The organism is Microbacterium murale, assembly GCF_014635185.1.
GTDB lineage: Bacteria > Actinomycetota > Actinomycetes > Actinomycetales > Microbacteriaceae > Microbacterium > Microbacterium murale.
The window spans coordinates 200,515-213,986 of sequence record NZ_BMCM01000002.1 but is presented as its reverse complement, the minus strand read 5'-3'; the positions used below and the strand labels follow the sequence as shown (position 1 = coordinate 213,986).

Here is a 13,472-nt window from a genome sequence, read left to right as displayed (position 1 = left end):
TTCACGACAGCGACATCTCTTCATGACAGTGACATCGGCAGCGACCTGCCGGCGAGCCCACGGCCCTGGTGCGCGAGCGTGTCGGCCAGGGACTGGATCGCCTGCGCCGCAGCATCCTCCGGGTCCCCGAGAACGACCGGAACACCGCTGTCGCCGCCCGTGCGCAGGGCAGGGCTGAGCGGGATCGACGCGAGCAGCGGAACCTCGGCGGCCTGGTCGGCGCCGGCCGTGGGGACAGAGAGCGCGGCGGCGACCTCGGCGCCGCCGCCCGAGCCGAACAGGTCGACGACGGTGCCGTCGGGAAGAGTGAACGCCGCCATGTTCTCGACCACGCCGATCACGCGCTGACCGGTCTGCCTGGCCACGAGTCCGCTGCGGATCGCGACATCGGATGCTGCGGCCTGCGGCGTCGTGACGACGAGGACCTCGGCGTGCGGGAGGATCTGGCCGATCGAGATCGCGATGTCGCCGGTCCCAGGCGGCATGTCGATGAGCAGCACGTCGAGGTCGCCGAAGTACACGTCGGTGAGGAACTGCTGCACCGCGCGATGCAGCATCGGACCGCGCCAGGCGACGACCGCTTCGCCGCCCGTGAGGAACATCCCGATCGAGATCGTCTTCACGCCGTGCGCGACCGGCGGCAGCATCAGATCGTCGATGCGGGTCGGCTGGGTGCCGGCCGGGATGCCGAGCAGCCCGGGGATCGAGAACCCGTGCACGTCGGCGTCGACCAGGCCCACCGCGAGACCCTGCGCCGCCAGTGCGACTGCGAGGTTCGCGGTGACCGTCGATTTGCCGACGCCGCCCTTGCCGCTGGAGACCAGGATGACGCGGGTCAGCGAGTCGGGTCCGAAGGGCATCTGCCGCGCCGGTCTTCCGGCGCGGAGCTTCTCGGTGAGCGCCTTGCGCTCGGTGGGCGTCATCACCCCGACATCGACGGTCACCTCGGCGATGCCGGCGACGGATGCCGCGGCACGGCGCACATCGCTCTCGATGCGGTCTGCGGCGGGGCACCCGACGATAGTCAACGCGATGCCGACGTCGGCATGCTCGCCATCGACCGTGATCTCGCGCAGCATGTCGAGATCGCCGATCGGGCGGCGCAGCTCAGGATCCGTCACCGCGCCGACGGCTTCACGCACGCGGTCTGCGAGAGTCATGTGCGCGGGCTGTTCCGCGTGGTCGGGGCGGCGCCGTTCCCGCGCTCAGTGGAATCGTCGTCGCGTTCATCGTCGAGATCGGCCAGCAGTGACTTGAGCTCCTGCCGCAGCACGTCACGCGTCACGGCCTGATTGTTGCGCTCCTCGAGCGCCATCCGCAGCGCGACGATCTCGCGGGCGAGGTACTCGGTGTCGGCGAGATTGCGCTCGGCGCGCTGTCGGTCCTGCTCGATCTGCACCCGGTCGCGGTCATCCTGCCGGTTCTGCGCGAGCAGGATCAGGGGCGCGGCGTACGACGCCTGCAGCGAGAGCATCAGCGTCAGAGCGGTGAAGCCCAATGCTGCGGCGTCGAAACGCAACGCGTCAGGCATCAGCGTGTTCCACCCGATCCAGGCCACGCAGAAGAGCGTGAGCATCAGGAGGAACGCGGGCGTGCCCATGGCGCGCGCGACCCATTCCGTGAACCGGCCGAAGCGGTCTCTGGATGTGGGGCGCTGTCGGGTGCTTCCGCGTCCGAGCGGGGCATCCAGCGCGGAGCGGTCTGCCTTGGCCATCATCGCGCACCTCCCTCTGGCACCGCATCGACATCGGCGTCCTGGGTGCGCCAGTCGTCCGGCAGCAGATAATCGAGCACGTCGTCGATGCTGACGACGCCGACCAGTCGGTTGGCGGCATCCACGACGGGGAGTGAGACGAGGTCGTAACTGGCCAGCAGACGGGCCGTGTCGATGGCGGATGCGGTCACCGAGATCGGCTCCATCGTCTCGTCCACGATCGCACCGAGACGCTCGTGCGGCGGGTAGCGCAGCATCCGCTGGAAGTGCACGACGCCGAGCAGTCGACCCGTCGGAGTCTCGAACGGCGGGAGGGTGACGAACACCGCTGCGGCCAGCGCCGGGTGCAGTTCATGTCGACGGATCAGGGCCAGTGCCTCAGCGACCGTGGCATCCGCGGACAGGATGATGGGCTCGGTCGTCATGAGACCACCTGCGGTGTCGGGTCCGTAGCGCAGCAGAGTGCGGACGTCCTCCGCCTCTTCGGGCTCCATGAGGCCGAGCAGTTGCTCGAGGCGTGTCTTCGGCAGCTGCGCGAGCAGGTCGGCTGCGTCGTCCGGCTCCATCTGGTCGAGGATGTCGGCGGCTCGTTCGTCGCCGAGGCCGTCGAGGATGTGCACCTGCTCGTCTTCCGGCATCTCCTCGAGTGCATCGGCGAGGCGGTCGTCGGACAACTCACCGGCGACCTCGATCATGCGCTGCTGCGGCAGGTCGAGCAGAGTCGTCGCGAGGTCGGCGGCGTGCAGTTCGGAATAGGAGGCGACGAGCTGCTCGGCGGACTGCGACTCACCGGGCGCGCGCTTCTCGGCAACCTCGTTCCATGCCGCGAAGGTCGTCGGCCCCTTGGCGAACGGCGAGGCGCTGGTCTTCGGCTTGCGCAGGAACAGCTGGCTGACACTCCACTCACCGAGGCGGTTCGGCTCGATCGCGACGTCCTCGATGACTGCGCTGCCGGTACCGTCGGCGAGTTCGACGCGGCGACCGAGCATCTCGGCGAGTACGCGCACCTCGCCCGGTCGCGGCTGGAAACGACGCACGTTGATCAGACCGGTGGTGAGTACCTGTCCCGACCGGATCGATGTGACCCGTCCGATCGACATGAACACGTGTCTGCGGCCGGGGATCTCGACGACGAGGCCGATCACTCGCGGGGACGCCGTACTTCGGTACACGATGACGACATCCCGGACCTTGCCGAGCCGGTCGCCGACGGGGTCGAAGACTGCGCACCCGGCCAGGCGCGCCACGAAAACCCGTTGTGTGCTCACGCTCCCAGCGTAGTCTCCGACCCGCGGATCGCGGGCTTGTGAGGGCACCGCGTGGAACAATGGGCATATGAGCATGTTGAACCGCCCAGCCGCCGGTACAGCCGTGGGGGAGACCGTCGCGTCCGTCCGCGACTACGAGGCAGCGCAGAAGACGGTGTCGAAGCTGATCGCCGGCGAAGTGCCCGCACGCGACATCGCGATCGTGGGGCAGGGTGTGCGCACGATCGAGCGCATCACCGGTCGGCTCGGATACGCCGCAGCCGCCCGCTCCGGCGCAGTGAACGGCGTGCTCATCGGACTCCTGCTCTCGGCGATCCTCGTGATCGGCAACCCCGATGCACCCATCCAGCTCTTCGTCGGCTTCGTGTTCATCGGCGTCGCGCTCGGAATGATCATGAGCCTCATCACCTATGCGATCGTGCGCCGTCGCCGCGATTTCGCGAGCGTCACGCAGCTCGCGGCAGACCACTACGAGGTGACGGTGCTGCCGACGTCACTGGCGAAGGCGCGCGAGGTCGTCGGCGATCAGCGTACGACCGTGGTCAGGCCCCCGGTGAATCTCGATGAGCCGCCAAGGTACGGGGAGCGTGTCGAGTCGGAGTCTCAGAAGAAGACCGCAGTGCACGACGGTGCCGAGGGGGAGCGCATCGGCGGGCACGTCGTTCCGCCGCGTCCGGCTGACCCGGCGCCGGATGGGCACTCCACCCCATCGCAGGCCGATTCTGCTCCGCGTTACGGTGAGCGGGTAGAGCCGACGACGCCGGTTGCGTCTGCCGAACCGCAAGAGGCATCAGACGATACCGAGTCGGCCCCCGAGCCGAAGACAGACGACGAGGGTTCCCGCGGCACAGCCTGACCGGCGACCCGGGTGCACAAGGGAGAAGAACACATGAGCACGCCTGACGACTCGAACCCGCATCCGCCGCAGGGAGCAACTCCTGCACAGCCTCCTTATGGTTCTCCGGCGCAGCCGCCGTATGGAGCCCCGGCTCCGCAGTATCCGGTAGCGCAACCGCCGCAGGGCGGCCCGCAGTATCCCGCCGCTCCGCAGTATCCCGCCGCTCCGCAATACGGTGCGCCGCAGTACGGTGCTCCGGGCGCATACGGGTATCCGATGCCGCAGGCGAAGCCGTCGACAGGCACGCTCTCCTGGGCGCTCGGCTTCCTGATCTTCATCGGCATCCCGTTCCTGAGCGGAATCGTGTCGGCGGTGGTGATGGCATCCGTCTACCGCTCCGTCGCGCGCAAGGGCGAGATCGCACGGCAGAACGCGCGATCCGCGGCGAACTGGGCACTGACGTATCTGACGGTCTCGATCGTGCTGATCATCGTGCACATCATCGTGCTCGTCGCATTCTCAGGTGATCGGGGGATGACGGGATTCTTCCCTCTCGGCATCCCGATCACGCTCTATTTCGCCGTCTCGATCCTGCACGTCGTACTGGTCATCATCGGCACGGTGAAGGCATCGGGCGGCAAGGTGCTTCAGGTGCCCTTCGCCATCCCGTACATCCGGTCGTGAACTTCGAGGTCGAGCTGCCGAACGGCACGACGACCGTCTCGGCGCTGTGGGCTCCGGCAGCGGGGCGCGGAACAGTCGTCGTGGCGCATGGCGCGGGGGCCGGTATGGAGCATCCGTTCCTGGCCGGCTTCACGGGCGCGCTGAACGCGGCCGGCTACTCGACCCTGCGGTTCAACTTCCCGTACCGGGAGCAGGGCAGACGGATGCCGGGGCCCGCATCGCACGCGATCGCGACGTGGCGGGCCGCGGTGGCGCATGCGCGTTCGCTCGCCCCTGGCAACGGCTTGTGGGCCGCTGGGAAGTCATACGGCGGCCGGATGGCGTCGATGGCGGTCGCCGAGGGGATGAGCGTCGACGGACTGATCTACCTCGGTTATCCGCTGCATCCGCCTGGCAAGCCGGAGAAGCCGCGCACCGAGCATCTGCCGGCGATCACGGTGCCCCAGCTCTTCGTCGAAGGGTCGAATGACCCGTTCATCCAGCCGCTGTCGCAGTTCGAGCAGGCCGTCGCGACCTGCCAGGTTGCCCGCATCGTGTGGATCGAGGGCGGCGGTCACTCGTTCGAGGTCAAGGGCAACAAGCGCGCACCCGAGGTCGTGGGCGCGTCTCTGGCGTCGCTCGTGACGGAGTTCACCGCGGACTGAGGTCTCGTAGCATGGCGTCATGGCCCTTGCACTCGTCACTGGTGCGGCGCGCGCCGACAGCATCGCCGCAGGCATCGTCCCTCGACTGACCTCCGACGGGTGGGAGGTCGCGACGAGTGACCTTTCCGACGCCGATTTCCCGTGCGATCTCTCCACCCGCACCGGGCCGGATGAACTCATCGCCGCCGTCACCCGCGATCGCGGCCAGATCAGCGCTCTCGTGCTGAGTCACGCGCATGATGTTGACTCCGGCATCCTGGACACGACCGCAGAGAGCTTCGACGCACATGTGGCCGTCAACGCGCGCGCAAGCCTCTTGTTGGTCGCGGCGTTCGCACGGCAGATTCCTGCAAGCGGTGGCGCTGTCGTCGCACTCACGAGCGACCACACCACCGGCAATCTTCCATACGGTGCCTCCAAAGGGGCGCTGGACCGCGTCGTGATCTCCGCAGCACGAGAGCTCGGATCACTCGGTATCTCGGCGAACGTTCTCAACCCCGGTCCGATCGACACCGGATGGATGGACGAGGGCTTCGCGCAGGAGCTGATCCCGGCGCACCCACTCGGCCGCCTGGGCACTCCGGGCGACATCGCCGCGTTCGTGTCGTTCCTTCTGTCGGATGAGGGCCGTTGGGTATCCGGGCAGCTGCTGCACGCCGACGGTGGCTTCTCGGCGCGCTACTGACGGCGCGGTCGCCCACATCGCACGTCCGGCGCGTCGGCGGCCCGTCAGCGGTGCTGCCAGCGGAAAAGGACGAGCCGCAGGGCCGCACCGATCTTCATCGGCACGATCTCGCCGAAACGGTGCTCGTCCGCACGGACCAGCCGCTCGGCGAGATCCGGACGCTGCTGCCACAGATACTCTCGAGCCACCTCGGCGTGCGGGGAGTTCGAGACGATCTTGATGATGTCGGCGTGCTCGATGAGCGGGATCGCGTTCTCGATGTTCTCCCATGTCGAGCGGCTCTCCGTCTCCAGCACGATGCGTCCGGTGTACTCGAGCTCTTCGCGCGCGTAGCGCTGCATGATCACCGCCTCCGACGTGTCGCCTTCGACCGTTCCGCCGCACAGCACGAGCACGCTGTCGGCCGTGCGATCGATCGAGCGGATGCCGGCGCGGACGCGGTAGCGGTTCACGAAGTTCGCGCGCTCGCCGCGGTTGCCGTAGCCGAGCACGACCACGGCCTCCGTGCCGGTCCGGCTCGTCAGCTCAGCCGCACCCGGTGCGGTGCCCAGCATCCGTCGGCTGGAACGCCAGTGCACGAAATCGGCCCACACCGCGAACGCCGTGTATGTTGCGAATCCCGCCCAGAACAGCCGGCGAAAGTGGCCGCGCTGTCCGCTCAAGCCTGCTGCACCCGCGCGATCCACGCCTCGACGTCATCCGCGGCGCGCGGGATGTCGGCCGACAGGTTCACAGGACCGTCCTCGGTCATGAGGATGTCGTCTTCGATCCGCACGCCGATGCCGCGCAGCTCCTCCGGAACGGTGAGGTCGTCGATCTGGAAGTACAGACCGGGCTCGATCGTGAAGACCATGCCCGCTTCGAGCACGCCCTCGTAGTACATCTCGCGGCGCGCCTGTGCGCAGTCGTGCACGTCGATGCCCAGATGATGTGAAGTGCCGTGCACCATGTAGCGGCGGTGCTGGCCACCGGCATCCGCATCGAGCGCCTCCTCGGCGCTGACCGGCAGCACGCCCCACTCGGCCACGCGCGTCGCGATGACCTTCATCGCCGCCTCGTGAACCTCACGGAACTTCACGCCGACGCGTGCCACGGCGAACGCGGCATCCGCAGCCTCCAGCACCGTCTCGTAGACCTTGCGCTGCACGTCGTTGAACGTTCCATTCACGGGCAGCGTGCGCGTGATGTCGGCGGTGTAGAGGCTGTCGGCCTCGACTCCGGCATCCACGAGGATCAGATCGCCTGGCACCACCGCGCCGTCGTTGCGCGTCCAGTGCAGATAACAGGCGTGCGGACCGGATGCTGAGATCGTGTCGTACCCCTCGCCGTTGCCGTCCTCGCGCGCTCGACGGTGGAAGACGCCCTCCACGACGCGCTCGCCGCGAGCGTGCTTCGCGGCATCCGGTAGCGCCTGGATGATGTCGTCGAACCCCCGCGCGGTGGCGTCGACGGCATGGCGCATCTCGGCGACCTCGTACTCGTCCTTCACGAGACGCAGTTCGGATACGACCCGATCGAGTTCGGCATCACCGAGCGCGACATCGTCCGCGCCGGCCTCGAAGGCGGCGAGGTGATCGGTCGCGACATCCAGATCCGCGGCGACGCCGGCGAGCGACGGGCGAGGACCGATCCAGAACTCGCCGACCGTGGCGTCAGCGTAGAACTCGGTCGTGGTGCGGTCCGCGCGCTCGCGGAAGTACAGGGTGACATCGTGACCGGCATCCTCTGCCCCCGAAGAACGCGGCTCGAAGACGAGCACGGAGTCCGGCTCGGTGTCGGCGGCCCACCCGGTGAGGTGCGCGAATGCGGAGTGCGCGCGGAACACGTAGTCCGTGTCGTTGCTGCGCTGCATGAGCGAGCCTGCCGCGATGACGAGGCGCTTGCCGGGGAACGCCGCGGACACCTTTGCGCGCCGGGCGGCGGCATACGCGGCCTGCGGGCGCGCAGCAGGAATCGACTCGGGGCGCTCTGCCCAGCCGGTCGAGATCGTGTCCAGGAATCCGCGGGGGAAGGGCTGCTTGCGGTTCGTGACGGGGGCCTCGGCGATCGTGTCGCTCTCTCCGGTGTTCATGCATCCAGTCTCTCACTCCGACTTAGGCTGGGGAACATGACTGCGTCTCGCATGCCCATCGCCCTCATCATCGTCATCGACGTGATCCTCGTGGCGGTGTTCTGCGTGATCGGTCGGCTCTCGCACGCCGAAGGAGTCTTCAGCGACATTCCGGGGCTGCTGGGCACGACATGGCCGTTCCTGGTCGCCGTGCTCGCCGCGCACGCCGTCATGCTCATCCGCCGTACCCCGGCGGATCGGATGCTGCCTGGCGTCGTGATCTGGGCCGTCACGGTGGTCGTGGGGCTGGTGCTGCGTGCACTGAGCGGGCAGGGGACCGCGATCGCTTTCATGATCGTCGCGACGCTGACACTGGCGTTGTTCCTGATCGGATGGCGCGCCGTCGTGGCGCTCACGCGGTGGATGCGGCGTCGTAGGCTCGCGTGAGGGCGGACTCAGCCGGCGGGATCGAGCTGTACGACCAGTGCGCGGTGGTCGCTGCCGGCCGCGTCCAGCACGAGGGACCCGGTCGGCTCCCAGTTCTGGCTGGCCATCACGTGGTCGATCGGGGCGCCGAGCAGCTCGGGGAACGACTCCGGCCAGGTTCCGGTGACTCCGGTGCCGGTGCGGCTCGCGGCATCCCGGCAGTAGCCCATGTCGCCGCCGTCAAGCCCGAGCGAGGCCATGTGATCGATCGTCGCGTTGAAATCACCGGCGAGGATGAAATCGCCCGCGGGGCACTGATCCGCGATCCACTCCAGATCGGACTGCCAGCGCTCCATCGCCTCGACGCGCGGCGCGACCGCGTGCACAGCCACGATCGTAGGTCCGCTGCCGTTGACCGGCATCACGACGGCACTCGGCACTGAGCTCGTGTTGCTGGTGCCGTCCTCCGATGATCCGATCACCGAGTAATCGCCCAGTTCGGGCGAGATGAGGATGGTGGTCTCCCACGCCTGCGGTCCGTTCGGCACATCGCCGAACTGCACGTGGTGCACCCACATCGGGCGCCCCTGCTCGCGCAGCATGACCGCGATGCGTTCGCCGACGGATTCCGCGGTCTCAGGGAGAGTGACGACGTCGACCTCCTGCGTCAGGATCGCGTCGGCGACCGTCTCGGCCGAAACAGCCTCTCCCGCCGTGTTCCAGGTGAGCACGCGGACACTCGCCTCGGCCTTCGCGGGAAGCTCACCCGTGCCGAAACCTCGCAGAGCGCCGATCCCGCCGATCGCCGCAGACCCGAGCAGGGCGACGATGAGGATGGACGCCGCGAATCCGCGCAGCGGCCTGGCGAACAGCAGCAGCAGCGACAGCACGGCGATCGCGAGCAGGCCGACCAGCACCGCGCCGCGCACGGCGACGAGCTGTGCGAACGGGAAGGTCTGCTCGAGCTGGAAGAACTGCGGCCAGACGACGATCGCGGTCGCGATCGCGAACAGTACCGTCAGCAGGATCCCCAGGAGTCGAAACATCCCCTCGAGCCTACGGCCGCACACTGTGAATCGTCTGGTCCGATGACCTGCGCGTCGCGGCCGGGCGCGGCAGCACGGTGCCGCGGCACCGCCCTGCCGTATGGCGCCGCGATACGCTCAGAGGATGACGGATGACGCGGTGCCGGGCGCCGGTGCGAACAGGTTCTCGGGGCCGAATGACCTGCATCTGCATTCCAATCACTCCGACGGCACTCAGGCTCCGGCTGAAGTCGTGCGGCAGGCGCACGCCTACGGCATCCGCACACTCGCCCTGACCGACCATGACCGCAGCACGGGGTGGGACGAGGCTGCAGAGGCCGCGGCATCCCTCGGCATGACATTCCTCCCCGGAATGGAGCTGTCCGCGAAGTACGAGTGGCGCAGCGTGCACGTTCTGGGATACCTGTTCGACCCCGACGACGGTGCGCTGCGCGCAGAGACCGATCGCATCCGAGGGGACCGCATCGGCCGGGCCGAGCGGATCGTGCGCAACATCGGTCGCGACTACGACCTCGTATGGGCGGATGTGCTCGCGCAGACGGCAGGGGATGCCACGGTCGGACGCCCGCACATCGCCGATGCTCTCGTCGCACGAGGCATCGTCAGCGATCGCAGCGCGGCCTTCGACGGCATCCTGCATCCGCGCGAGGGCTACTACGAACCGCACTACGCCCCCGATCCGCTCACCGCCGTGAACCTCATCACCGGCGCAGGGGGAGTGGCCGTGATCGCGCACCCGGTCACCTCGGGCCGCGACCGGATGATGCCGATCCCGTTCATCGAGCGACTCATCGATGCAGGCCTCGGCGGGTTCGAGATCGATCACCGCGAGAACACCGAGCAGGGCAAGAAGATCCTGCGCGAACTGGCGGTGAAGCGCGACCTGATCGTGACGGGATCCAGCGACTACCACGGTGCCGGCAAGCCCAACCTGCCCGGTGAGAACACCACGTCAGACGTGATGGTCACGCGCATCATCGAGCGTGCGACAGGCTCCGAGCCGCGGTACGCCTGAGGGACCGTCTGCATGCGACAGTGGGGCGGATGCCGCAGCATCCGCCCCACTGGAGTAAGAACTTACGCGCCGGCCGGCGCAGCGCCACCCGAACGGCGGCGACGGCGGCGACGCTGCGGAGCGGACTTGCCGTCGTGGTGCTCGCCGCCCTTGCCGTCGTGCGTGCCGGCACCTTCGGCGTCACGATCGACGGCGGGTGCAGCATCCGACGTCGCCGACTCGCTCGGTGCAACGCCTTCGGCGAACGTCGAACCGACCTTGTCGTCAGAGCCGCCACGACGGCGACGGCGACGGCGTGTGGTGCCGTCGCCCGAACCCTGCTCGGCAGCAGCGTCAGCCGCGCGCTCAGGGCGCGGGGTGCGCTGCGTCTTGACGGACTGCGTCTTGGGCGCCGTCGTCAGTCGGCCCTTGGTTCCCTCGGGGATGTTCAGCTCCGCGTACAGGTGCGGGCTCGACGAATACGTCTCGACGGGTTCGGGCTTACCGAAGTCGAGGGCGCGGTTGATGAGGGCCCACTTGTGCAGGTCCTCCCAGTCGACGAACGTGACGGCGATGCCGGTCTTGCCCGCACGGCCCGTGCGGCCGACGCGGTGCAGATAGGTCTTCTCGTCGTCGGGGATCGTGTGGTTGATGACGTGCGTGACGTCGTTGACATCGATGCCTCGGGCGGCGACGTCCGTGGCGATCAGCACATCGCGCTTGCCGGCCTTGAACGCGGCCATCGAGCGCTCGCGCTGCTCCTGACCCATGTCGCCGTGCACGGTGCCGACGTTGAACCCGCGGTCGCCGAGTTCGTCGTTGAGCCGCTGGGCCGCGCGCTTCGTGCGGGTGAAGACCACGGTCTTGCCGCGACCCTCGGACTGCAGGATCCGGGCGATGATCTCGTCCTTGTCGAGGGAGTGCGCGCGGTACACCAGGTGTTCGATGTTCGCCTGCGTGAGCCCCTCGTCCGGGTCGTTCGCGCGGATGTGGATCGGGTTGTTCATGAAGCGACGTGCGAGTGCCACGATCGGGCCTGGCATGGTCGCGGAGAACAGCTGGGTGTGCCGGACGGCAGGCACCTTCTGGAAGATCTTCTCGATGTCGGCGAGGAAGCCGAGATCGAGCATCTTGTCCGCCTCGTCGAGCACGACCTCAGTCGCGTTCGACAGATCGAGCAGACGCTGGCCGGCGAGGTCGATGAGGCGACCAGGCGTGCCGACGACGATCTGCGCGCCGGCCTTCAACTGGTCGATCTGGCCCTCGTAGGCCTTGCCGCCGTAGATGGCGACGACACTGGTGGAGCGGTTGCTGGTGAGCAGGTCGATGTCTTCGTACACCTGCACTGCGAGCTCACGGGTCGGGACGACGATAAGCGCCTTGACGCCGGGCTCCGGGTTCTTGCCGAGGCGCTGCACGACGGGGACGCCGAAACCGAAGGTCTTTCCGGTACCCGTCTTCGCCTGGCCGATGATGTCCTGGCCTGGGAGCCCGAGGGGGATGGTCTGCTCCTGGATGGGGAACGCGTCGATGATGCCCTTGGCAGCGATTGCGTCGACGATGTCCTGATCGATACCGAGATCAGCGAATGTTGTCACTTGTTCTATTGCCTGTCCGGCGGGCCTTCGGGAAGGAAGAGAGCGCCACGTTACGGATCCACGCCGTCTCTTGTGCCACAGGCGCGGGCCCCTGCTCCTACGGCAGGGTTGCTTCCAGAGTACCCGAGCAGAGCGAATCGGCCGGAAGACCCGTTCTCCCCGTCGCGGCGCCGGTAGTCTGAACCCGTGGTGAAGTGGTTCTGGCAACGTGATGCCCCCAGGCGTACTCTGACGCTCCGCGCTCGTGGAGACGTCGGCGGGGCGATGCGAGTCGACTTCGCGGAACTCGCGCCGGAGCTGAACCGGTTCCTCGGCCAGGCCGCGTATCTGCAGCTCGGATACTTCGAGACGCTCACGCGGCTGATCAGGGCGACGCCCGAACTCGAGGAGAAGGCCGCGATCACGCGTGCGGCCGGCGCCGCGCTCAGCAAGCACCGTGGCATCGTCGATGTGATCCGCGAGCAGGGCGAGGACGCGACCGAGCTGATGCTGCCGTTCCGCGAGCACCTCGATGCCTTCCGCCGCAAGACGATCGGCGCCAGGCCGCGCGAGACACTGCTCGCGGTGTACATCACGGCCGGGATGCTGGACGACTTCTATCTCGCGCTCGCTTCCAGCTACGGCGACACAGGGCGCCGGATCGCCGACATCCTGCGCGAGGACGATGACACCGGCGAGATCGTCGAGATCCTCAAGCGCACCATCGAGTCCGACCAGGAGTGGCGCTCACTGCTGTCGATGTGGGCGCGCAGGCTCGTCGGCGACACCGTGCTCGTGGCACGTCAGGCGCTGCGGCCGGAGCGCCTGGCCGAGGACGAGGACAGGGTCGAGCCGGTCTACACCGAACTCATGGGTGCGCACGCGCGCCGCATGGATGCGATGGGCCTCGCCGCGTAACTCCTGCGTCGCTCACGAGGCGGCTCAGATCCCGAGCGCGACCTTCTGCTCGGCATCCGCACGATGGCGCATGACGGTGAGCACATATCCGACGAGGGCCGAGACAATGACGGCGCCACCGATGCTCGCCAGCCACACCCAGCCGTTGTCCTCGCCGATGCCCGACCACTGCATGAGCGTGTACACGACGGCCGCGACGGCGGCCGCGATCGCAGGCACGACGACGACGCCCCGCAGCGAGCGGTGCGGCAGCACGAAGTGCACGGCGATGCCCAGAGCGCACGCGGAGATGAGTGCGAGAAGGATGTACATCGCGGGTCAGGCGACGAAGCCGACGCGACGCGATTCTTCGGTGCCGAGTTCGATGAAGGCGAGGTTCGCGGTCGGCACGATGTAGGAGTTGCCCTTCACATCGGTGAAGCTCACCTGCGCGGCGTTCTGCTCGAGGGCCGCGGTCACCTGGGCGCGGACATCGTCCGGGCTGGTGGACGTCTCGAAGTTCAGTTCGCGGCCGGTGTTGATGATGCCGATGCGGATTTCCACTCGTGCTCCTTGAAGATTCGGGGACTGCGCCCAACTCTACCCCGGTGGTGTCGAGCCGGATCGGGCGTGGCGTCCGGTTTCGCCC

At 67.9% G+C, this 13,472-nt stretch carries 16 protein-coding genes; 7 read left to right on the top strand and 9 right to left on the bottom strand.

The window, feature by feature from the left end; all coding sequences use genetic code 11:
- Positions 1-20: 20 nt before the first annotated feature.
- The 3 genes from IEV67_RS07415 to IEV67_RS07405 are packed head-to-tail and all read right to left on the bottom strand — an operon-like array spanning position 21 to position 2,982.
- Complete coding sequence (locus IEV67_RS07415; protein ID WP_188435949.1) at positions 21-1,160, bottom strand: Mrp/NBP35 family ATP-binding protein; 1,140 nt, start codon at positions 1,158-1,160, stop codon at positions 21-23.
- Positions 1,157-1,714 carry a DUF1003 domain-containing protein gene (locus IEV67_RS07410; protein ID WP_188435948.1) on the bottom strand — a complete coding sequence of 186 codons (558 nt, stop codon included), beginning with the start codon at positions 1,712-1,714 and terminating at the stop codon, positions 1,157-1,159. Before IEV67_RS07410 ends, IEV67_RS07415 begins: the two co-directional genes overlap by 4 nt.
- Positions 1,714-2,982, bottom strand: coding sequence for a magnesium transporter MgtE N-terminal domain-containing protein (locus IEV67_RS07405; RefSeq protein WP_188435947.1), 1,269 nt, complete (start codon positions 2,980-2,982; stop codon positions 1,714-1,716). The genes IEV67_RS07410 and IEV67_RS07405 overlap by 1 nt, the downstream gene beginning before the upstream one ends.
- A gap of 67 nt (positions 2,983-3,049) precedes the next feature.
- Between IEV67_RS07405 and IEV67_RS07400 the strand changes: the two genes are divergently transcribed.
- From IEV67_RS07400 to IEV67_RS07385, 4 genes are read left to right on the top strand one after another with little or no spacing between them, the layout of a single operon-like run.
- Entirely contained in the window at positions 3,050-3,838 is a 789-nt protein-coding gene (locus IEV67_RS07400) for a YflT domain-containing protein (RefSeq protein WP_188435946.1), read from the top strand.
- A gap of 33 nt (positions 3,839-3,871) precedes the next feature.
- Positions 3,872-4,504 carry a DUF4870 domain-containing protein gene (locus IEV67_RS07395; RefSeq protein ID WP_188435945.1) on the top strand — a complete coding sequence of 211 codons (633 nt, stop codon included), beginning with the start codon at positions 3,872-3,874 and terminating at the stop codon, positions 4,502-4,504.
- A complete protein-coding gene (locus IEV67_RS07390) occupies positions 4,501-5,148 on the top strand; it encodes an alpha/beta hydrolase family protein (protein WP_229702882.1) in 648 nt (215 codons plus the stop codon). The genes IEV67_RS07395 and IEV67_RS07390 overlap by 4 nt, the downstream gene beginning before the upstream one ends.
- 19 nt (positions 5,149-5,167) lie before the next feature.
- A complete protein-coding gene (locus tag IEV67_RS07385; protein WP_188435944.1) occupies positions 5,168-5,833 on the top strand; it encodes an SDR family oxidoreductase in 666 nt (221 codons plus the stop codon).
- Positions 5,834-5,877: 44 nt separating this feature from the next.
- On the opposite strand, the gene IEV67_RS07380 is transcribed toward IEV67_RS07385, so the two are convergent.
- Entirely contained in the window at positions 5,878-6,495 is a 618-nt protein-coding gene (locus IEV67_RS07380) for a YdcF family protein (RefSeq protein ID WP_229702880.1), read from the bottom strand.
- Positions 6,492-7,904 carry an aminopeptidase P family protein gene (locus IEV67_RS07375; RefSeq protein ID WP_188435943.1) on the bottom strand — a complete coding sequence of 471 codons (1,413 nt, stop codon included), beginning with the start codon at positions 7,902-7,904 and terminating at the stop codon, positions 6,492-6,494. Before IEV67_RS07375 ends, IEV67_RS07380 begins: the two co-directional genes overlap by 4 nt.
- 36 nt (positions 7,905-7,940) lie before the next feature.
- Between IEV67_RS07375 and IEV67_RS07370 the strand changes: the two genes are divergently transcribed.
- Positions 7,941-8,330 (top strand): DUF3054 domain-containing protein, encoded by a 390-nt coding sequence (locus IEV67_RS07370; protein WP_229702878.1) that lies wholly within the window; start codon positions 7,941-7,943, stop codon positions 8,328-8,330.
- An 8-nt stretch (positions 8,331-8,338) separates the two neighbouring features.
- On the opposite strand, the gene IEV67_RS07365 is transcribed toward IEV67_RS07370, so the two are convergent.
- Positions 8,339-9,355: an endonuclease/exonuclease/phosphatase family protein gene (locus tag IEV67_RS07365; protein ID WP_188435942.1), complete on the bottom strand. Its 1,017-nt coding sequence runs from the start codon at positions 9,353-9,355 to the stop codon at positions 8,339-8,341.
- A 124-nt stretch (positions 9,356-9,479) separates the two neighbouring features.
- On the opposite strand from IEV67_RS07365, the gene IEV67_RS07360 reads away from it, so the two are divergent.
- Entirely contained in the window at positions 9,480-10,370 is an 891-nt protein-coding gene (locus IEV67_RS07360) for a PHP domain-containing protein (protein WP_188435941.1), read from the top strand.
- 62 nt (positions 10,371-10,432) lie between these two features.
- Here the strand turns inward: IEV67_RS07360 and IEV67_RS07355 are convergent, their stop codons facing one another.
- Positions 10,433-11,947, bottom strand: coding sequence for a DEAD/DEAH box helicase (locus IEV67_RS07355; RefSeq protein ID WP_188435940.1), 1,515 nt, complete (start codon positions 11,945-11,947; stop codon positions 10,433-10,435).
- Positions 11,948-12,133: 186 nt separating this feature from the next.
- Between IEV67_RS07355 and IEV67_RS07350 the strand changes: the two genes are divergently transcribed.
- Positions 12,134-12,844 carry a ferritin-like fold-containing protein gene (locus IEV67_RS07350; RefSeq protein WP_188435939.1) on the top strand — a complete coding sequence of 237 codons (711 nt, stop codon included), beginning with the start codon at positions 12,134-12,136 and terminating at the stop codon, positions 12,842-12,844.
- Positions 12,845-12,868: 24 nt separating this feature from the next.
- Here IEV67_RS07350 and IEV67_RS07345 read toward each other — a convergent pair whose 3' ends face one another.
- Positions 12,869-13,156 carry a hypothetical protein gene (locus IEV67_RS07345; RefSeq protein WP_188435938.1) on the bottom strand — a complete coding sequence of 96 codons (288 nt, stop codon included), beginning with the start codon at positions 13,154-13,156 and terminating at the stop codon, positions 12,869-12,871.
- Positions 13,157-13,162: 6 nt separating this feature from the next.
- Positions 13,163-13,387, bottom strand: coding sequence for a DUF3107 domain-containing protein (locus IEV67_RS07340; protein WP_033104783.1), 225 nt, complete (start codon positions 13,385-13,387; stop codon positions 13,163-13,165).
- Between the last annotated feature and the right edge of the window lie 85 nt (positions 13,388-13,472).